Annotated in this window: 15 protein-coding genes; 7 read left to right on the top strand and 8 right to left on the bottom strand. The window is 53.6% G+C overall.

Annotated elements, in window-relative coordinates; all coding sequences use genetic code 11:
• Positions 1 to 3: 3 nt before the first annotated feature.
• The 3 genes from Pla22_RS10380 to Pla22_RS10370 all read right to left on the bottom strand — a co-directional run bounded on the left by Pla22_RS10380 (position 4) and on the right by Pla22_RS10370 (position 3,153).
• Complete coding sequence (locus tag Pla22_RS10380) at positions 4 to 1,665, bottom strand: sulfatase-like hydrolase/transferase (protein ID WP_146514551.1); 1,662 nt, start codon at positions 1,663 to 1,665, stop codon at positions 4 to 6.
• A 95-nt stretch (positions 1,666 to 1,760) separates the two neighbouring features.
• Entirely contained in the window at positions 1,761 to 2,138 is a 378-nt protein-coding gene (locus Pla22_RS10375; RefSeq protein ID WP_146514550.1) for a translation initiation factor, read from the bottom strand.
• 82 nt (positions 2,139 to 2,220) lie between these two features.
• Complete coding sequence (locus Pla22_RS10370) at positions 2,221 to 3,153, bottom strand: TIM barrel protein (protein ID WP_146514549.1); 933 nt, start codon at positions 3,151 to 3,153, stop codon at positions 2,221 to 2,223.
• Positions 3,154 to 3,394: 241 nt separating this feature from the next.
• Between Pla22_RS10370 and Pla22_RS10365 the strand changes: the two genes are divergently transcribed.
• The 5 genes from Pla22_RS10365 (at position 3,395) to Pla22_RS10345 (ending at position 9,447) form a co-directional block, all read left to right on the top strand.
• The gene (locus tag Pla22_RS10365; RefSeq protein ID WP_146514548.1) at positions 3,395 to 4,192 is read left to right on the top strand and encodes an MBL fold metallo-hydrolase; all 798 of its coding nucleotides are present in this window, start codon (positions 3,395 to 3,397) and stop codon (positions 4,190 to 4,192) included.
• Positions 4,193 to 4,394: 202 nt separating this feature from the next.
• Entirely contained in the window at positions 4,395 to 4,706 is a 312-nt protein-coding gene (locus Pla22_RS10360) for a DUF485 domain-containing protein (RefSeq protein WP_146514547.1), read from the top strand.
• The gene (locus Pla22_RS10355) at positions 4,706 to 6,634 is read left to right on the top strand and encodes a sodium/solute symporter (protein ID WP_146514546.1); all 1,929 of its coding nucleotides are present in this window, start codon (positions 4,706 to 4,708) and stop codon (positions 6,632 to 6,634) included. Before Pla22_RS10360 ends, Pla22_RS10355 begins: the two co-directional genes overlap by 1 nt.
• 5 nt (positions 6,635 to 6,639) lie before the next feature.
• On the top strand, positions 6,640 to 8,370 hold the full coding sequence (polX, locus tag Pla22_RS10350; protein WP_146514545.1) for a DNA polymerase/3'-5' exonuclease PolX: 1,731 nt from the start codon (positions 6,640 to 6,642) through the stop codon (positions 8,368 to 8,370).
• Between the two features lie 234 nt (positions 8,371 to 8,604).
• Positions 8,605 to 9,447, top strand: coding sequence for a class I SAM-dependent methyltransferase (locus Pla22_RS10345; RefSeq protein ID WP_146514544.1), 843 nt, complete (start codon positions 8,605 to 8,607; stop codon positions 9,445 to 9,447).
• Between the two features lie 60 nt (positions 9,448 to 9,507).
• Here Pla22_RS10345 and Pla22_RS10340 read toward each other — a convergent pair whose 3' ends face one another.
• Positions 9,508 to 10,641 (bottom strand): exonuclease/endonuclease/phosphatase family protein, encoded by a 1,134-nt coding sequence (locus Pla22_RS10340; RefSeq protein ID WP_146514543.1) that lies wholly within the window; start codon positions 10,639 to 10,641, stop codon positions 9,508 to 9,510.
• Between the two features lie 276 nt (positions 10,642 to 10,917).
• Here Pla22_RS10340 and Pla22_RS10335 point away from each other — a divergent pair, with 276 nt between their 5' ends.
• Positions 10,918 to 12,588, top strand: a complete 1,671-nt coding sequence (locus Pla22_RS10335; RefSeq protein WP_165440590.1) for an Eco57I restriction-modification methylase domain-containing protein — start codon at positions 10,918 to 10,920, stop codon at positions 12,586 to 12,588.
• Here the strand turns inward: Pla22_RS10335 and Pla22_RS10330 are convergent.
• Entirely contained in the window at positions 12,585 to 13,604 is a 1,020-nt protein-coding gene (locus Pla22_RS10330; protein WP_146514541.1) for a restriction endonuclease, read from the bottom strand. The two genes, Pla22_RS10335 and Pla22_RS10330, sit on opposite strands and share 4 nt — an antisense overlap.
• Positions 13,605 to 13,950: 346 nt before the next feature.
• On the opposite strand from Pla22_RS10330, the gene Pla22_RS10325 reads away from it, so the two are divergent.
• A complete protein-coding gene (locus Pla22_RS10325; RefSeq protein WP_146515359.1) occupies positions 13,951 to 14,907 on the top strand; it encodes a flotillin-like FloA family protein in 957 nt (318 codons plus the stop codon).
• 75 nt (positions 14,908 to 14,982) lie between these two features.
• Here the strand turns inward: Pla22_RS10325 and Pla22_RS10320 are convergent, their stop codons facing one another.
• The 3 genes from Pla22_RS10320 to Pla22_RS10310 are packed head-to-tail and all read right to left on the bottom strand — an operon-like array spanning position 14,983 to position 21,225.
• Positions 14,983 to 16,098: a tRNA-queuosine alpha-mannosyltransferase domain-containing protein gene (locus Pla22_RS10320; RefSeq protein ID WP_146514540.1), complete on the bottom strand. Its 1,116-nt coding sequence runs from the start codon at positions 16,096 to 16,098 to the stop codon at positions 14,983 to 14,985.
• Complete coding sequence (locus Pla22_RS10315) at positions 16,095 to 17,249, bottom strand: SMI1/KNR4 family protein (protein WP_146514539.1); 1,155 nt, start codon at positions 17,247 to 17,249, stop codon at positions 16,095 to 16,097. The genes Pla22_RS10320 and Pla22_RS10315 overlap by 4 nt, the downstream gene beginning before the upstream one ends.
• Before the next feature lie 52 nt (positions 17,250 to 17,301).
• Entirely contained in the window at positions 17,302 to 21,225 is a 3,924-nt protein-coding gene (locus tag Pla22_RS10310) for an ATP-binding protein (RefSeq protein ID WP_146514538.1), read from the bottom strand.
• Positions 21,226 to 21,380: the final 155 nt, after the last annotated feature.

Below are 21,380 nucleotides of genomic sequence, written 5' to 3'. Positions count from 1 at the left end.
AACTCATTTGCCCGGCATGACGAATTCCTCTCGTGAGAGTTTTCCGTCGCCGTCTTTATCGAAACGTGGGAACCGTGCCGGTGCATCCTTGGGATCGGGTTGGCCGGTTAAGAACTCGTCCATTGTGAGTGCCCCGTCGCCGTCTGCATCCCGACGATCAAATAGAACGTTGCGGTCGATTTTTTTCTTGGTCGGTTGCTTAGCTTTCTTTTCCGATTTCTCGCTCGAGCGCCACTGGGGTTTCGCTTCGGGTTGTTTGGCAAGCAAGGCGCGCATCGCATCAACCACTTGGGGCTGTTCACTGGCGATGTTTTTTGTTTCGAGCGGATCCGCAACATAGTCGTAGAGTTCGATTGTTGCAGAATCGGCATCTGCAGCCGGCTTCTTCCACTCAACCATTCGATAACGCGAATCTCGGATGGCACGCCCGATCATGCCGTTACGAGGATAGACATGGGTAACGTGAGGGCGGGCCGACGATGCTGAGCCCGTGACCACGTCGGCGAAACTTATTCCGTCGATAACTTCTGGGGCAACGACGCCAGTCAAATCGCATAGTGTTGGATACACATCGACCGTCTCCACCATCGCTCGTGTTTCGGTGCCAGTTGTTTTCGACGAAGCGACGATGAAAGGTATACGGGTGGCCTGTTCGTAATTGGTGTGCTTGCACCACATGCCGTGGTCGCCAAGATGCCAGCCATGATCGCCCCATAAGACCACGATCGTATTGTCGGCCAATCCTAGTTGATCTAATGCATCAAGCACCTTGCCGGCCTGAGCATCCATGTACGAAGTGGCGGCATAGTATCCGTGAATCAGATGACGAGTGGTTGCCTCATCGATCGTCTTCAATTCTCGCATGTCAGAATAATTCAACAGTTCGCCGAAATTCGTCTTCGCAAACTTCGGCGCGTTTTCCGGAGCCTCAGTAAACTCCGGCATCGGTAGAGCGTTTGCGTCATACAAGTCCCAGTACTTCTTGGGTGCAACAAATGGCAAATGCGGCTTTACGAACCCAACTGCTAAGAAGAACGGTTGCTCGGGCTGCTTGCTAGCGCGCTCAAGTCGCGTCACCGCTTCGGCGGCAATCTTTGCGTCCGCATAAGCATCGTCGGCAACGTCGACGGACTCGGTCGCAGGCCCTCGTTTCATTCCCATGCGGTCGATCCAGTGATTGGCAATGTTTTGCTTGGAAACATATTGAGACCCTCTCGGTCTCCACCACGGGACACTCCAGGACTTCGCATCGTTGCCGTTGCCTTGGCCGATGTGATAAATCTTCCCAAGTCCTTCGGCTCGGTAGCCTTGGTTCATGAAATGAGTTGTCATCGTCGTAGCGTCGGGGATCGCTTTGCGAAAGTTTGTCCCCAGGTCGTAAATACCGATGGTCTGAGGACGCAGCCCCGTCATCAACGCATTGCGACTCGGTGCGCATACCGCTTGATTACAGTACGCGGATTCGAACCGAAGGCCGCGAGCAGCCAGTGCATCGATGTTAGGCGTCACCGCATGCTGATCGCCATAACATCCCAGCGTGGGCTTGAGATCATCAACGCAAATCATTAGCACGTTAGGCGGTCGCTGCTCAGCAGCACTAACGGTGCTCGCGATGCAGACTGCGACGAGGAACGGAAACGCGAATCGGAGGAAGACGTTTGGCATCATTGTCTCTTGGGGTGGAGGGAAAATCAGTCCGCCATTGTAGGCAGCAGCGAAACTTCATGCAGAACCACCCGCCAGAATTCGGATGTTCCCACTTATAGTCGATAGCCTATCTCGCGCAACTTTTTGCGGATCACGTCGGCATGGTCACCCTGCAGTTCGATCAGGTCATCTTTCGCTTTGACCGTTCCGCCAGTGCCACAGACAGCTTGCAGTTTGGTTAGCAGTTCGGGCAAGTCGTTAGCCTTTGCGGTCAGTCCGGTAACCACGGTAACTTTTCGTCCTCCTTTGCGATTTTCGACATTCACGCGAGCCTTTTGCTCGCCGGGGGAAAGCCGATCAGCATCGCGCTGCCGAGCCGCTTTGGCGGCCGCTTTTTGCTCTGCCGAACAAATGCACTCGGATTGAAGCTTCCCGCAGTCATCACAGGTCGGTGGGATATCGAAAGCAGTTCCGGCGAAGAGTCGAGTCATGGCATGTGGGTGAAGCTCGAGGAGACGAAAAAACGCCGCCTCAAATGAGACGGCGTCGTCGTATTCTAACGATGTAACAATCTTACATCACGGGAGTGGGATCGTAAGGAATGTCCTCGATCGTGTCCTTCGGCAAGGCTTCGACTTCCAAACCGGCTTCGGTGAAGATTCCGTCAATCGCCTCTTGCGCCGCTTGCACGATGCTTTCGCGAGTTTGCCCCTTGTAGCTCTTGCCGTGAGCGCCAGGGCTGATGGGACCTTCGAATCCGATCGATGCAAGGTGCGCGACAAGCTTGACGTGGTTGAGCAGTCCATCGGCTTCAGGAACGACTCGCTCGAACGACTGAGCCTTGGCCGGATCGGCTTCCGGAGTCAGCGAGCACAATCGAACCGCAACAATTTGGTCAACGCTAAGTTCGCTGATTTGGTCCATCGCGCCTTCACCGACAACCCAGTCCCAAGTGTCGACGTAGAAGCCAGCACCGGAACCAACTCCCTTGACCAAGCTTACAAAGCCTTCGACGTTGCGAACGAACGGGAACTCTTTGCCTTCGGCCAATTCTTTTCCGGCGGAAAAGCCGATACCAAGCTTGATGTCGCGTGCACCGAGGACTTCGGCGATTTGACGCAAACGAGCAGTTTGAGCTTCGAAGTACTCGTGGTAGGGAAGTCGATCGGTAGCCGCTGGCAACTTGCAGTATGCGCGGGCGGCGCCGAGTTGCTTGGCGAGGTCGGCAACGGGATGCAAAGCACCGACTGCTGCCACGAATGCGTCTTCATCGGCGTCAAGGTTGATACCAAGGTCGAAGCCGCCAATCTTGATATCGAACTGCTTCTTAGCAGCGTCGAGGTATTTTGATGCGTCAGCGATGCCGCCTTCGCTACGCTGGGCGCGGCGAAGCATTTCTTGCATGTCGACGTCCATGCCCTTGAAACCGTAGGTCAGAGCCAATTCGATCAGCTCGCTTTGACGACCGTTGATGCCCAGCGAACCAGGTGAAAAATTCTTGATCATAGGAAAGGATTTCCAGATTTGAGTTGTGTGATTTGTAATTCTGGGTCGGCAACAATCACGCGTGGGGCACCGCTTAACCCGCGTGATTTGCCTTTTCGAGGCGGTGGTTATCTGGATTGCTATTTGCTTTGGGGGGACGAGAGTATCGCAGAATTTGGCGGCGAGGGCCAAGGGGCGTTTTCACCAAGAAAATTACCCGTCACACTGGCTTTCTACCGAGTTTTCGCATCTTTGGACGCTTATGTCTCAATCTCAATCAGCCACGGTGATCTTCCTGGGCACCGGAACCAGCGTGGGCGTCCCTGCGATCGGGTGCGATTGCGCGGTTTGCCAAAGCAGCGACCCTCGCGACAACCGCACGCGATGCGCGATCATCGTTGAGCTTCCTGGTGGCACGTTGTTGATCGACACGCCACCCGACTTGCGAACGCAATTTCTGCGAGAGAAGATTCCGCTCGCCCACGCGGTCCTATTCACGCACGAGCATGCTGATCACTTGTTTGGGCTCGACGACGTGCGGCTGTTTCCGTTCCGACTCGGTTCACCAGTCCCGTTGTACTGCGAACCGAAAGTCGAGAAACGAATCCGACATTCGTTCGACTACGCGTTTAGCAAAACGAAACCGACGCATCCGGGTGCCAGACCGCAACTCGAGTTTCATTCCATCAACGAAAACGATCCATTCGAGATCTTGGGCGCGTCAATTATTCCTATACCGCTCAAGCATGGACCTAATTTCGACGTCCTTGGATTTCGGATCGGAGACTTTGCGTATTGCACGGACACCAACGAAATCCCCCCCGAGTCCTTGGAACGATTGCAGGGAGTGAAGACGTTCGTGGTCGGTGCGCTGCGTCACCATCCTCATCCGACTCACTTCAGTGTCAACGAGGCGATTGAGGTGGCTAAGGAAGTCAAGGCGGAACGAACGCTGTTGACGCACCTTGGTCACGACTTGGGCTATCGCGAGACGATGGCCAAATTGCCCAACGGAATTGAACTCGCCTACGATGGCCTCAGACTAACCGCCACGCTGTAATAGTTTTGTTTGCTAAGCAACCAAAGTTGTTAACAAGTTTGCCTCGCTTAGAATGTCTGAAAGTCCTGACGACGATCGTTACGGGCCTCTCTGCAAGAGGCGTGACGCGGACCACGCTTTCGCGGGGCTCGGACAACACTAACGCGTCGCGTCCTGCTAATCTAAGTCCCTTCGAAATACCTCCCTCCTTCGGTTTGCCCTCATGGACCATAACGACGCCAACCCAACGTCGGCGCGGCAATTCAATCACAAACTCGGCATGATCTTGTTTGTGATCTATTTGCTTCTTTACCTCGGCTTTGTGCTGATCAATGCCTTCGCCGCCGACACCATGGAAACCACCGCAATCGCGGGACTAAACTTGGCAATCGTTTACGGGTTCGGTCTGATCGTGGCCGCCCTGATCATGGCGTTGATCTACGGGATGATGTGCCGAGATGGTAGTGCGGAAGATGAAGCTGAAGCCGCTCTAGCCGCCAAAGCCAAAGCCGATGCGAAACAGGAGGGCAAGTAATGATTTACGAACCATCAATCCTTGCCGTTGTGATTTTCATGCTCTTCGTGTTCTTCACGGTAGGGCTGAGTTTCTTCCTTGGTCGCAAAGCGAAATCATCGGAAGGTTACTTCGCTGCTCATGGACAAATTCCTTGGGCCATCAATGGAGTTGCATTTGCCGGCGACTATTTGTCGGCTGCATCGTTCCTGGGTATCTGTGGAATGATCGCCACCTATGGCTACGACGGATTCCTTTATTCGATCGGATTCTTGGCCGGTTGGATCGTAGCTCTGTTCGTGATCGCTGAACCGATGAAACGACTGGGCAAGTTCACATTCGCCGATGCCTTGGATGCGAAGTTCAATTCGCGAGGCATCAAGGCTGCTGCCGGAGTGAGCACACTGGTGGTGAGCGTGTTCTACCTGATCCCGCAAATGGTGGGCGCCGGATCGCTGATCACACCGCTTCTCGGATTCCCGCATTGGGTCGGCGTGGTGATGGTCGGGATCGTCGTGATCATGATCGTGGTCACCGCCGGAATGGTTTCGACGACGTGGGTGCAGTTCCTAAAAGGCTCGCTACTAGTCATTTTCAGTGCCGTCCTTGTGGTCATGTTGCTCGCTCAAGGACTCAAGACAAACGATTCGTTCGAAACGATAGGTCCGATCGCGAGCGATATGTTGGCGGATGAACTGCTCGCCAGTCAAACCCTAGGTGGGCGCGATGTGATGCCGCCAGAAGACGGATGGGACAACAAGCGATTTGTCCGATTAAAAGATCCTAAGACAATCGGCTTTGACATCTACAGCATCGATGAAGTGGGCGACGGCCAAGTTGTGCTGCGTCAAGCACAAGCCACAGGCACCATCGAAGGCATCAAAACGATCGACGGTGCTCCGCTAGGCGCGGGGCCCGGCGAAAAGCAACTTCGTCCGGTTGGCCATGTTTCCAAGCTGCCCGACGGAAAGAGTGAAACGGGATCCCTAGGACCGCTTGAGTTCTTCAACACGATTCGCGACAGCGAAGTGATTCTATGGGGCAACGAAACGATCGTGCACGACGATGGCTCGAAGACCAAAGTCTACTTTCAAAAACCGACCGAAGGCACACGCGTATTGAGGCCGGGCGAGCACCCGAAGTTCAAAGGGATTCGCGGTGACAAATTCATTGACAAGCTTAACTTCTTGTCGCTGATGTTGGCGTTGTTCTGCGGTACAGCCTCGTTGCCACACATCCTAATTCGCTATTACACGGTCAAAGACGGTGCGGCCGCACGCAAGAGCACCATTGTGGGCATTGCCACCATCGGATTCTTTTACGTGCTAACGCTCTATCTTGGTCTGGGTGCTATGACCAGCGGCGCGCTGGATCTAAGCGATAACAACATGGCGGCACCGCTGCTCGCTCGAAGCATCAGCCCGTTGCTCTTTGCGATCATCTCGGCAATTGCCTTCACGACCGTTTTGGGAACAGTCAGCGGACTGATCTTGGCCAGCAGCGGAGCGGTTGCCCATGACTTGATCGGTGGCGTAATGGGAATTGAGCTTGAAGGCCAAGCGCAGGTACGCGTCGCCAAGATCGCCGCCGTGGTTGTCGGCGTCATTGCGATCGTATTGGGGATTCTGTTTAAGGAACTTAATGTTAGCTACCTCGTGGGCTGGGCATTCAGTATCGCCGCCAGCGCCAACCTTCCGGCACTTGTCATGCTGTTGTTTTGGCGTGGCACGACCAAAGAAGGAATCATTGCAAGCGTGGTGATTGGTGCCCTCAGCTCGTTGGGCTGGATCCTGCTTTCCGCTGACACGTACTCGGCGGTCTACGGGTTAGATCCCGCCGGAGCAATCGCTCCGTTCAGCCAGCCGGGCATCGTTACGATTCCGCTCGCATTCGTTACGCTGGTGGTTGTTTCCCTGATGACGCAGCCCAAGCCCTCGACCGCAACGTAGACCTGATGGACAACGCTCAAATTGCCAAAGCCTTGGAAGAGATGGCTGAACTGCTGGAGTTTCGTGGCGAGAATCCTTTTCGCATTCGAGCCTACCAGAACGGGGCAAAGGCAATTCGCGAGCTTGGCGAATCCGTTGCAGCAGTCTTGAGTGACCCGGAACGTGACCTCGCGAAAATACCGGGCATCGGAAAAACGTTGGTTGAGAAGTGCCAGACCTTGGTCGAAACGGGTAGCCTGCCGCAACTTGAAGAACTTCGAAAAGCTGTGCCGGCGGTAGTAATCCAGATGGCTCGCATCCCTGGTTTGGGAGCCAAGAAGGCGGTCAAACTGCGTGAGGAACTCGGCATTGAATCGCTGGGTGATCTTCGAAAAGCCTGCCAGGAAGACCAAGTTGCGGGATTGAAGGGCTTCGGCAAAAAAACGCAATCCGCGATCCTGGATGGACTCGCGATCGCTGAAGAAGCGGCGTCACGAATTTATTGGTCTCAAGCGGATGGATTGGCTCGCGCGATTTCTGATCACATGCAGAAGTGCAAGGCCATCACGAAAATGGAATGGGCAGGAAGCTATCGGCGAGGCCGGGACACGGTCGGCGATCTGGATCTTTTGGTCGTTGCGTCCGATCGCGAAGCAGCCATGGACCACCTAGCCACCTATCCCGATGTGTCACAGACCATCGGACGCGGTGAAACAAAGATTTCGATTCGCCTGGACAAGGCATTCCAACTTGACATGCGATGCGTCGAGGAAGACGAGTTCGGCGCAGCACTTCAGTACTTTACCGGTTCGCAAGCTCACAATATTCACACTCGAAAGATCGCAAAGGAAAAGGGCCTTAAGATCAATGAGTACGGAGTCTTCAAGATAGACGATGACACGAAGATCGCGGGGACAACCGAAAAGGATGTCTATGAGGTAATCGGACTGCCGTGGATTCCCCCGGAACTACGCGAGGACCGACTAGAATTCAAGCTCGCTCAAGACGGCAAGTTGCCAACGTTAGTCGAGCTGAAGGACATTCGCGGGGACTTGCATATGCACACGACTGCCACGGACGGTACGCACACGATCCGCGACATGGCGGACGCTGCGATCGAACGAGGCTTGTCGTACATCGCCATCACGGATCACAGCAAACGTGTTTCCATGGCGATGGGACTCGATGAAAAACGCTTGCGTCAGCAATGGGCGGTGATTGATGAAATTCGAAACGAGTATCAAGGCCGCCTGACGATTTTGAAGGGCATCGAGTGTGACATCCTTGAAGCCGGTGGAATGGACCTAGCTGACGATTGCTTGGCAGAGGCCGATTGGGTTCTGGCGAGTATTCATTACGGCCAGAAGCAACCACGCGATCAGATTACCGAACGAATGATCGGTGCCATCGAGAATCCTAACGTCACCGCCATCGCTCACCCGACCGGCCGATTGCTCAACCGTCGTCCCGCTTATGAAATCGACATGGACCAGGTCATGGCGGCGGCAAAACAGCACGGCAAGTTCATGGAACTCAACGCAAACCCCGCCCGCTTGGATTTGAATGACTTGCACCTGGCGAAAGCCAAAGCTTTGGGAATTCCAATCGTGATCAATACGGACGCCCACTCGATCGACGGCTTGGACGTGATGGGCTACGGAATTATCCAAGCACGGCGAGGCGGTTTGGTGGCCAAAGATGTCGCGAACACGCAAGATTGGCCCGAGCTGAAGAAATTGATCGACGTTCAGCACTAAGCCGTGACGCAAAAATCGCCTGATTTGCGGGAAAAACCAATACCCGCGAACCCTTTTTCGCACTGGGCCTCGCGTCCGCTGTCATTTTGCCGATATTTTGGAGGTTCCTAATACCTTGAGGCAGAGGAACGCCACGCCCGGAGGCAAAGGAGAGCTACGATGGCACAAGGCTCAGTCACTACTAGATGAACAACTTGAAAAGGCTTCTCAGCAAGCGAGAAGATAGACAACATCATGGCGCGATCCAGCAGCGAATCGACCAAGGCGAAAAGTAAGCCCACGCTGGCCGAGCAAGCAGACAAATTTGTCTGTTACCAGAAATCGGTCCAGACCCCCGAGCACGAGATCGAATTTTTCGAGCAAGCGTACCGCGATGCCTACCGCAAGAAACCAGTGGTACTGCGAGAAGACTTTTGCGGCACCTTCGCAGTGTGTTGCCACTGGGTCGCATCGGACAAAAATCGCACCGCCCTGGGTGTCGACCTTTGCCCGGAAACCTTGCAGTGGGGACGTGAACACAACCTTGCTGAATTGTCCGAAGAGGAACAGAAACGAATTCGTATCGTCGAGCAAGACGTACGCAAAAGAAACCGGCCACAAGCCGATGTCTTAGCAGCGCAGAACTTTTCCTTTTGGTTGTTCAAAACCCGGAAAGAAGTCGTTGACTATTTCAAAATTGCCCGCAGTAATCTTGCCGCGCAGGGTGTCATGGTCATGGACATGATGGGTGGCGGCGATTGTTACGACGAAGGCCTCGTCGACAAACGCACGATTAAGAAGGGTAAGAAGGGGTTCAAATATCATTGGGAACAAGCAAGCTTCAACCCGATCACCCGTGATGCATCTTTCTACATCCACTTTAAGTTTGCCGACGGCAGCAAACTAAAGCGAGCCTTTGAATATCATTGGCGATTCTGGACCATTCCAGAGGTTCGCGAAATGCTTGCTGAAGCAGGCTTTAGCGAAAGCCACGTCTATTGGGAAAATGAAGAAGACGAAGACAACCCGAAGTGGGAACGTAGTGAATTGGCACCGAGCGACCCGAGTTGGATTTGCTACATCGTCGCCGTCAAGTGATTGCCACCTGGGGAATCCAATCACTATCACTGCCACCGAGACTTCATGAAAGTGTCCTCGCTACAGTTCGCCGCCCTCATGAGCGGTAAAATCAGCGAACACTGGCAAGTGGCTAGTTACCGATTCGGCTTCCACTGGGTTGAGATCGTAGTTGCGACGATAATCAAACACTCCGCCACGCCCGAGGTACTCGCTAGTGGCGCCACGGGCGATCAGGATGTTGCTCGTTTGGAATCGACCAAAGACGTCCGTCGACCGATGATGAACGGCTGCATCCATCTCGCCTGACCCCATCGTCGGAATCAGGTAGTCATCGTCAGCCTGGAATAGCCCCAGCAGGATCACGTCATCCTCATTGCGACCGTCATTCAAGACCGATCGCAAAACATTGGGCAATAGAGCGACCTCTGCTGCGGCTCGACTTAAGTCAACGCGAACATTCACGAGCGAGAAAGTCCACGCTTCATTTTCGTTGGGTTCAGCCGCTTGAAAGGACGCAACAAGCGGATCGTAGATCATCTGCTCGGAAGGATCGCTCACCGTGTACGTCTGCCTACGGTCAACCCTCACACTTGTCGTGTCAAAGATAAAAGCAAGTTGTTCCTGGCGACCGGTGGGGCCCGTTGAACGACCGAGCACATAATCGTAGCGATGCTCGGGTCCGTTGATGACATCAACCAGCCTTGGAATTAGGTCTCTTTCAATGGACGCAATTTGTTGCAATGCGATCACATCGTAGCGACGAATCACTTTGCTAACGTACTTGCGAGCATCAGCACTGGCTAGCTTGGTAGGACCAAATCCTCCCAGCGACCAAGAAGCTATTTTGACGGGCCGATACGAGGGACGAGGTACCGTCGAACTAATGGTCACCGCCGACTTCGCGGCGAGTGTATCAACACGCGGTGCAGGTACGTAATCGTGGTTCAATCCCGTCAATCGACTAGACGTGTCGACCGGAGTGTTCTTGTTGGCAAGCAACGACTGGTTTGGACCAATCATCACGGGCGCATCACGGTAACTGACAAAAGTGTCATCGATCGAGGTGCTGTTGCTGAACTTGCTTCGTGCGGCGTTGGAAAGGTTTCCTAAGTCGACTGAATCTTGGTTGTTGTAAAAGTAGTAGCCACCAGCGCCCAATAGCATCGTTACGAGTGCTGCTTGAATCGGGCTTCCGCCTGTTTGTTCAGACATGGGTGAATAAACGCAAGTGGGACTATTGTTGACAAGAAAGAGAACAACCTCTCGTCTTCTCTCATCGAAACTCGAGCCCGGTGCACTAGAGCGATAACGCTTGCGGTGAAGCGAATCGAAAAAATGACACTGTTGCGATCGTTTTCGTGGTGCCCGATCGTGGCCACACTCCTAACCAACTCATCCCGCAACAACCGAACAACCGTTACACTTTCGCTACGTCGAAAGCACAATTGGCCTCGCTCACCACTTAATCCTGCCCACTTGATCAAAACGATGCCTGACTTGATCAAACAGAATGGCATCCATTACACGCCGGAAAATCTAGCTGCGTTTTTAGCTCAAAGGACACTACTGGCTTATGGAAAGAGTTCGAAGTCGATTTCCGTAGTGGACCCCGCGTGCGGCGACGGAAATCTTCTTGTGGCAATCGCTCAAAACGCGAAACCGTCAGTACGTCGACGAATGCAGCTCTTCGGATTCGAGCGAGATCCCGACGCAGCGAGCAACGCCCAGGCCAACTTGTCAAACCTTGGCGTCGCCAGTGTCACCATCGTCAAACATGACTTTCTTGATGTCGTGAAGAAAGACGATGGCTTCCGATACGACATCGTCATTGCGAACCCGCCTTACGTACGAACGCAAGTACTCGGTTCTCGCGAGGCTCAGTCGTTGGCCAAACGGTTTGGCTTGAGTGGACGCGTTGACCTCTACCATGCGTTCTCAATCGCGATGGCGAGTGTCCTTCGCGATGGCGGAACACTCGGCTTGCTGACGTCGAACCGTTTTTTGACAATCAAGTCAGGCGTCAAGTTGCGGACCTACTTGCGAGAACATTTCGACATCGCCGAGGTAATTGACTTGGGCGACACCAAACTGTTTTCGGCGTCTGTATTGCCGGTGGTGGTGGCGGCGCAAAAGAAGTCGGACAACGGCGGCAAATTCCATGATGAAGCTCCATTTACGCGAATCTACGAATGCCGATCTCACACGGAATTAGAAGAAGAAACGGCAACGACTTGCGATGTTCTTGATGGCGTAAGTGATCCGACCGTCGCGGGAAAATTACGAACCGAACAAGGAGTCTACGAGATCGAGCGGGGCAGATTGGCAATCGGGCAAGACGATGCCATATGGACACTCGCGACACCCCAATCGAACGCTTGGTTGAAGACGGTCGAGCGATACCAAGTGGCGAAATTCTCTGATGTCGCCAACATTCGTGTCGGCATCAAGACAACCGCCGATGCTGTATTCATTCGGGAGCGTTGGGACGACCTTGATAAGGCGAGCCGACCCGAACGCAAATTGATCCACCCATTGATCACGCATCACGACGCAGAACGATGGTCCATCGATGGAACCCCGATTCGCAAATCCGTTCTCTATCCACATCAGCTTCGTGATGGGCGACGAGAAGCCATTCGACTCGAAGACTTCCCCCGCGCGGCAGCCTACTTTGACTCTCACCGCGAACGCCTGGAAGGTCGCAGTTACGTGACCGAAAGTGGCCGAAATTGGTATGAAATTTGGGTGCCCCATCGTCCAACGGATTGGACTGAGCCCAAGATCGTATTTCCGGATATCTCGGAGCGACCCACGTTTTTCCTGGACCGATCAACGGCAATCGTCAACGGCGACTGCTACTGGATCACGCTAAAGAATGGCTACCCCGAAGACTGGTTGTACCTGATCCTTGCCATCGCCAACTCAACCTTCATCACGGACTACTACGATCATCGTTTTCACAACAAGCTTTACGCTGGACGACGCCGGTTCATGACTCAATACGTCAAGCAGTTCCCATTGCCCGATCTCAAGTGTGACGACAGTCGGCAGATCATTCGTCTCACAAAAAAAATACTCGCTGCCAAGCGTCCTTCAACGCGATCTCGATTGGAATCCGAGTCCGACGTACTCGTTCGCCAAGCCTTTGGGGTGGACTAATCCCAAAAGTCACCCGGCAACGTGATCTGGTTCTTGGAGTTCTTCTCTAAGCCACCAAACTGCTGAAAGAACTTGAAGAAGTCTTGTCCCGTCGTGAGCACCAAGTGCTCGATGATGACTTCTTCGTCATCAATACTGCCATAAAGAATCGCGTAGCGAACATCGCAGTGACGAATGCCAAGGCGTTTGGCAGCAGGATAGCCAACCAGAATCTCTTCACTGTTGGGATGAACTGCTCCCAGGTCAACGGTCGTCGCGGTTTGCAGTTTGATTTCAAGCAGTTGGCTGGCGATGTCGGGGAACTGACCATTATCCGTCAATTCATCGCTTGCCAAGCAATGGGCAATCGCCACATGTAAACCAGCACCGCGATTGCGTTCTTGATCGGCACCCGGATTGTCAATCCGCACTCCTATGAGTTGCGACAGGCTCTCAAACACATCGGCAATAGGCTTGAAGTCTGCGAAGAAGGGAACCGAATTGCCTTGCTCGCGATGGTTTGCCGAAACGATCTTCGAAATCACGGGTCCGGTATCGGTTGACGACACCAACGTGCTACGTACGATTGGGTCCTGACTGGTGGCTTGATATTTGTGGGTGAGCGTATCGCTTCGATCGAGCCGCGACAGTGCTTCACCGTTGATAACGCGTACGCCTGTGACACGTTCGCGATCGTCGACGCGGATGAGAGCGTAACGTCGCGTCGGAGTGATCCCGTCGTTCCAGATTTGGACGTTGTTGGATTTTTGAACGAAGACGTCCAGTTCTTGCCCCGGAAATCGTGGACGAGTCCTTTGAAAACTCGACGGCACCGGATAGCCGAGCGCTTTGCAGACTCGTTGCTTTGCGACCTTGGAACGCGTCCGCAATGGAAAGTCGAGCGTTGTCCCCAGTAGCGCAGCGATCAAGGTCTGCTCGAGTTCATCCAAATCAAAAAATAGCTCAGGACGATCGTCGAGTGAGTCGTAGATCGTCAGCCCGGACGACCGAATCGCGGTGACCTTATTCGGATTCAAAATACTTTCGCATGAACGAGGTGAATTGGTTCGTTATAGCCTACCCCCGATTCGTTATAGCCAACCCCGGTCCGTTTTAGCGAGCAATGCGATTTTGGGCCTCGTTTGACTCGCATCACCAAAAACATCAGCTAGAACGCTCACTTTTACGTCTTTGATCGAAATTCAGCGTAAATAGATACCCCCACCCGCTAACATGAACGCGACGCTAACATGATGCGGTTAGAAATGACAATCTGGTCACCTGTAGCGAAGGTCACCCGAGGAAGTCGGCTGCGTCGAAGGCATTTGCTCCTTCGGCGAGTCGGTGGTGGAGCGTTTTGGCAGGAATTCGACCGTGAATGCAATGAGCTTGATCTTTGGAGCAACAGAAAATGCCTGGTGGACGATCGGTGGATTGATCGTCCTGGCACTTATCTCGCTGGCGATCATCGGTGTGGTCATCAAGTGGGGATCTTACTGGTTCCAAGCTTACATGTGCGGCGCAGAAGTCAGCCTGAAGAGTTTGATCGTCATGAGCTTTTTGCGGATCGACCATTCGATGATCGTGACAGCCAAAATCATGGCTAAACAGGCGGGCTTGCCGATTGACCGCGTGACCGGAATGAGCACCACGCGACTGCAGGCTCATCATTTGGCGGGCGGCAATGTGATGAAAGTGGTGATGGCCCAAATCGTGGCTCAACGCGCTGGGATTGCACTCGACTTCGATCGCGCCGCAGCCATTGACCTAGCGGGTCGAGATGTCCTTCAGGCAGTCCAAACTAGCGTAACGCCACGAGTCATTCATTGCCCAAGTGGCGAAAACGGTGGCAATGAAACGCTCAGTGCCGTAGCGAAGAATGGGGTCGAGCTTCGCGTCGGCGCTCGGGTAACCGTTCGCACCAATCTTGATCAACTGATCGGCGGAGCAACCGAAGAGACGATCGTCGCTCGCGTTGGCCAGGGCATCATCTCCGCTATCGGTTCAGCGGAAAGTCACATGGACGTCCTAGAGATGCCTTCACAAATCTCGAAAGGCCCGATGATCAACGGATTGGATACCAACACAGCATTCGAGATCGTATCCATTGATATCTACGACATTGATGTGGGAGAAAATATCGGTGCTAGGTTGCAGAGTGATCAAGCGGTTGCCGATACTCGAATCGCACAAGCGCACGCCGAAATTCGCCGCGCCGAAGCAGTTGCGTTTACTCAACAAATGCAAGCTCGCGTGGTAGCCAACGGGGCGGCGCTCGTATTGGCCGAAGCAGAAGTGCCATCGGCGATGGGCGAAGCGTTCATTGCTGGCCAACTTTAATCCAGCTCGCATGCTAGGGTCTGCTTTAACGCGGGCCGAGTGTAAGTGTCAGTCAGCGCAGTTGCGATGGATCAGCTAGTCGGTCGATACTAGTCGTTCAATCAACAGGTCGATTTCCATGACTGATTGACTCAAGTGCATGGGCTGGATTTTATTGAGACACTCTTGAAAGATAGGCTCTCGATCTCGCGACGGGGTGTTTGCAATTTCTTGGATTTGCAAACAAGCGTTTTCGATTGTGTCATATCTCTGCGATTTCGGAACTAGCTCGAGATAACTCAAACGATCGGGAACGACCGGAATCGCTCCTGATGCAATCGCTTCGCAAATCGCAATGCCAAAGAATTCGTGATCGGCGGTGGAAACAACGATGTCAATCCTGCTCAGCCATGTCAGATACTCTTGCCTTGTCCTAGCATATCCATCGTGAATGATGCGATTCGCGAAGTTCCGCCGCAGTTCAAGCGACTCGGTGAGCTGCTCGTTCGGTTGTGGTCCCAACAAAACCAACTGGAAGTCGATGCCTCGCTCGTCCAGCATGCGACACAACCGCAGAAACTCGTCAGGCCGCTTGTCGGATTCCCATCGCGATACCCAACCGAGAACGATTGAGTTAGCGCTGAAGTCGGCTGAACGAATCGGGGCAGACGAGCCAACATCGAATCCCGGGTATATGACGCAGCATTTGTCGTTCAGCATCTTCCAAGGATGAGCCTCATGCGAATCTGGCATCGAGGCCACGAACTTCTTCGAGGCATTCAAAAAATCGTCGCGATGATAAGCTGAATTGAACACACAATGGTCCGCCGCAAATGCGGACATCAAGTTCGTGTATCCGAAATGAAAATCGACGCGTGATCTTAGCGAGGTCGGATAGGTCCATTGGTTCTCGTGAAAGTAGATCACGACCGGGACATCGCTCAAATCAGTCTTTCGCATCATTCCCAACCAAGCGGGAACGTCCAGCATGTCCGTGCAAAAAATCAATTCAGGTTTGCCACGTGCGTTGACTTCGTCTTGAGCCAACTGGGCTAGCTTGAGCGCCGACGCTCGCATTCGCCATTTCCAATGTACCGGCTTGTCGGCGATAACGGTCCACGCATGCCGACTACTTCCGACCACCCCTTCGAGAAAAGCTAAGTGCGACCCGCCGTGAAAAGGATCAATCGCAAGTACTCGCCTACCGCTCACAGTCGACCATAGCGAGACTGAAAACAAGCGAGATGCGTTTCGGCAATGTGATGTCGGGCTGATTGCCCAGCTTTTTCAGCATACTCGGACGCAAGTTTGATGATTCTTCCATAGGACCTAAGATCAGGTGCCCCCACATCCCACCCTGCATTGATGACGTAGTCGTAAGCAATGTCATTTTGGCCTGCCGCGCTCGCTCGCTCGGATTCGTTGATCCAATATTCGGTAATAAGCTGTTTACGTTTAGATGAATCAGGGCCAACTAACAATTGAAGGTAGTAAGCATCATCGGCGGATAACGATGCCAATTGTGATGCACCAAATTTGACGGCGACTCGGTTGTCCCAGTTGTGACGCAGACGAACTGATTGATCGCTGAAGACGGAACAGAAGCATGACGCCAAGAAATGGTGACTCGCGGCATCCGCATCACCTTGTCTTTGCGAGATGTCGCCGGCCACGTGATGGGCCCATGCCAGATCATTACGTCGACGGATCACCTCGTTGACCAAACGCATGGCATCGGCGAGGTGTGATTCTGCCGATGGATTCTCGAAGATCGCTTCGATCTTCCGAAGGCGTGCTGCTTCGAAGGAAATGTCGCTTTCGAAAATTGTTTCGTATAGCGATGAATCATCTAGTTCCAATCGAAGGTTGGCCGGTAAGTGCGATCGCGCCCACGCCAACAATGGATCCGTCGCGAGAGTCGATTGATGATTCGGTCGCGGATCTTCCGCGGGGATCGCATTGTCCCGTTTGGGCCCCGGCAAACGATGGTTGACGGCATCAAACACCAAGGCCTCTGGAAGGGACTTGCCCCAGGGGATCCAATCTCCACCGCCGTGAAACCAATGTATGTACTCCGCGTCGCGATTATCAGCGTCGACGACGGCGCAAATGTAGTCGCCTGCGTTATTGCCGATGATTGGGATAAGGTCGCAACGCATCAAAGCTGGCCAGATTGCGTCGGGAAACGGCTCTAGCAACTCTTGCGGTGATATGGGCGCATGAAACTCGCCAGCCCCAACTTGCTCCCACATGCGTCGGTCGAACCAATCAGCCAGGGTTGCTGAAAGTTCCACCTGATAGCGATGGGCAAGTCGCCGGGACCAATCCGAAGAAGGCGGCGGAGAATCAGAAGACGAAGACAATGCTGGGCTAAGAAGAGCATCAAAAGAGAGGGAAGTGCAGACAATTGCCCTCTCAACTTATGGACTTGGGATCAATCGTGTAAAGACGAGCAAGTTTTTCCGGCTGAGCGATTCCCTGCTTCACCATGCGGTTGACGAGCTGACCGGTGGAAACCGCCTGCGGATCGGTTCCGCTTAAGTCCTCAATGAAGTCCCCAATGAGGTCACCGCTTAAGTCCCCATTCAGTTCAGCACTCAGACGTGAAATCGCGTCAATGGCCGCCAATTCGATCGGTCGAAGCCGCTGTGGCTTAGCCAGCTTGATCGCCGAATTGAATAATTCGATCGCTCTGTCTCGATCGTTTGCCTTGCCTGAAACCCCCACCAATTTCTCGTGAAGTAGGCCTTCATGCAGATCAGCGATTGCGTCGGAGAATGGATTTTTTTCTCGTCGGAGCTGAACAATGCGCATCTGCACCTGGCGGGTCCAAGCAGCAGCATGGGCGTCGTTGAAGCAGTGCAAGGCTCCCAACGATCCGAAGGATGCACGCACGATCCGCATCATTTGCATGCTGCCAAATGGATACCGGTGTAGCGCTGGTTCCATGGTGCGGTAAATATTCCAAGCTTCCCTGTAATTCCCCTCGTACCATTGCAACTGAACTTGGGCCATCCAGTCGAATACCTGAAACAGCACCGTATTTCGGCTATCAAATTCTGTCTTTTGGTTCGCTTCAAAGACTCGTTGAAGTTCGTCTAGTCGATCGTCAATCAAATAAGAGCCTACCCCGAAGCCTCCTACAGTGAGCAATTGCATGTAGAGGTCACTTCGCTTTGTAGCATCAGAAATCATTTGCTCGGACGGATCTCGCATTTGCGACCAACGCCCCAGGTTCCAATCGGCCCAAAGATCCATCCATTGAGTGTGAGCGAGTTCGAACCCGTTTCGGTCTCGCAGTGATTGATACGCGTCGACAGCTAAACGCAACGGAGCATTCACCTGGCTCCATCGACTCGCCAGCGTATGTGCGCACGCGATAGCAGCCCAAACGTCTGCCCGTGATTTAAGTTGACCATTCGCAGATACGTATTGGTTGAGCGCCAGAATGATCGCCTCGCCATCATTCCGAGCTTTGCCAGGGTTGTAGCACCCAAACACGGCTTCGCCGACAGCGACATGGATGCGTTGTTCATCAGTTCCGTAATCCGCGACCAAGCTCGCCGCGACAACATTGAGCTCGGCGGCGTAAAGGCTGTCGAACAAGCTCATCGGCCGGGCAAGCTGGTTGCACATGTCTAGCCGTTTACGTTGCAGAACGTACTCGCTTGAAGAGTCGACACCGTCGGCAGATTCCTTTCCGATTCCAAACGCCTCTACCACGTCGCGAACCTCGACGCCGTTGGTCTTTCGTTTTCGACGCTTCCAGGCGAGCTTGGAATAGCGAATGGCGATAGAAACCACCGACATCAACGACGATTTCGGACGCGGCAATTGCAGCCGCTTTGTCAGCTTGTCGAGCTGGTCTCGGACTGATAAGAACCGACCACATCGGATCGAAAGAATTACCGAAAGACGTTCGCATTCGTCGCGTTCGTCACCATCGACAAGCTTCGACAATTCACGGTAGTACTGCGCGGCCGCAGCCGGCCGGTCGGCGTCAAGATAGTTGCGTGCGGTTCGGCGAACCAAGTCGACGCGTTCTTTGCCTTCGGTGTACTTCGCGGCGATAGAAAACCAACGTGCAGCTTCGGTGAGAGCAAGCAAACGCTCAGCATCCTCCGCAGCCAAGATCGCAAAGTGAACCGCTTGGGTAGGTCGATTGGCAGCGAACAAATGGCCCGCAATTCGAGCTGCTAATTCAGGGTTCTCTTCCTTGATCAACAGCTCAGCCCATTTCGCATGAGCGGCATGTTGAACCTGCTCGCTAAACGAACCAACCAATTCGTCGGCAACACGGTCATGCAAAATGGAAATGCATTCTCGACCGGTGGCGTCGTCAATGATCAATCGGGCTTTGGTCAATTCCGATATCGCGGCATCGACGGCATCGCCAAGCCCGGATAGCTCGGTCAATTGACGTGTCGATGAATGACCACCCGCAGCAATCAACGGCAACAACGCCTTCGCATCACTGCTTAGCATGTCGACGCGGCGACGCCAAAATTGATCAATCGAACCATACGGATCGGGCTGAACAGCCAATTCACCAAGTTCATCGTCTTCGCCAAGTGGTCGATGCAGCCAATGAAGCATCCCGCTTGGGCTAAATTCCTCGGCCAACTCTTGCAAACGAAATGCACTGCCGTCGGCTGTAACGGCGTATCGTTCGATCTGATCCAACGGTACATCGAGCCCGTGACGCTGCGCAGCGTGCTGCAACATTTCGACGGCCGTCTTCAGAGACAACTTTTCCAACGCGATCGTGACGTTGGCAGACCTTCGTTGCGGATCTTTCGGCTCGCGAGAAACGGTGATCAGGCCCAATCCATGTTGCCCCACTGCCACTTGCAAACGGTCGAGGACATTCAGGCTATCTCGATCCGCCCACTGAGCATCGTCGATCACGATAAACAACGGCCCCATGTTGCGAAGTTCTTCACTCAGTTGCGCCCCCGCTTCGAGTGCATCGTCGCGAGTAAGTTCTTGCACCGGTGTAGGGTCGAATTCGTCGACCCGTTGGATCACGGCGCCCAGCACCGGAAACGATTGGCAAAGAAAATTTGCGCTACACGCATGCAGTCGCATTTTCTCGCGATCTTCGCGTCGGTATCGGTGACCGATCATGTCACATATTTGAGCAAACGCCTGAAGCGGAGCGTCTTCGCGAGCGCGGCACTTCGCTGTAAAGACCTGACCCCAACGTCGGCTCTCGATCAAATTCACCACTTCGGTCAGCAAACGTGACTTCCCGATTCCCGATGGGCCGGTAATGTGCAATCGAGAAACCTTTCCCTCGAAAACGCTGTCGGCCCAATCTGATACTTTCTTCAGTTCTTCCTGACGCCCAAACATTGGGTCTTCGACCACCCACGGCACCACGGACGTTGGCGGCAGTCCCAGTCGCGCCAAACGCATCGCCGTAGGTCGTTCCGACGGATGCCGATCGAGCATCTCAACACAGGCATCACGAATCAGGTCCGGGACAATTTGTTTCAGACCACCCAGATTCTCGATAATGAGATCCGTGTCGACTTCCATGTCACCGAATCGAGGTGTGAATGCTTCTTCGCCACGAAGGCTTGTCGGAAAATGCGAGGTTGCTTTCGCGACGATGTACAACGCATCGGCTACGACGAGACCAAGAGAATAAATATCGCCAGCGGGCAAGTAACGCTGCTGACAAATTGCCTCCGGTGCAGTGTACCGCAACGTAGCGATAAATAACCCGCTCGCATGAGACGCTTGGTCGTTGAGCTCGTAATAGTCTACAAGGCTGTAGTCAATGATCACGCCACGATTGTTTTCATCAACCATCAAGTTGTGAGGCTTGATGTCGCGATGAACCAAACCGTGCGCGTGCAACACAGCCAAGCCGGTCGCGTAGTCACGAATGAGCGTAAGCAACGTTGCAAACGCCTGCTCGGGTTCCATGTTGGCGATGCGGCGAATCGCTTCAGCCAACGTCGTTCCACGAACCTCGTTCATGCTTAAAGCTGTGTAATCGTCGATCTGGTAGATGCGATCCGCTTTGACAAGATTGGGATGCTCGATTGTTAGCATCCGCCGGAATCCAATTCGGTTCCGCAGCAGCATTTCTTTGTTGCGTGGCTTTAATACTTTTAGCACGCAATGCCGGTCTCGCTCGGCGTCGTACGCGCGAAAGACCCAACCACTACTGCCGGCACCTAACAGCTTCTCAAGAGTGAATTGCCCGAATTGATCCCCATTCTTCCATGGGGAAGGAATGTTGTGATCATCGCTGTCGGTCTCTTTGCTTGATTGCCAACGGACAGGTGTTTCGCGATGTCGATCAAACAGTTCGAAATTGTCAGACATGGTGAGCTTGCAAGGTGGGTGACCGATTCGGCGGCAAACGCTGCATCGCTTGCTGTACTTTCCTCTACTTCTCTCCTGGCAACATCAAATCGGTTTCGGATCGATTATAGAGACTCGTGTCGTGCGTGATATTCTAAATCATCAACAAATCCGCA

It is taken from the genome of Rubripirellula amarantea (assembly GCF_007859865.1).
In the GTDB taxonomy this organism is placed as follows: Bacteria; Planctomycetota; Planctomycetia; order Pirellulales; family Pirellulaceae; genus Rubripirellula; species Rubripirellula amarantea.
The sequence above is the reverse complement of the archived record's forward strand: the minus strand, read 5'-3'. Positions and strand labels throughout refer to the sequence as shown.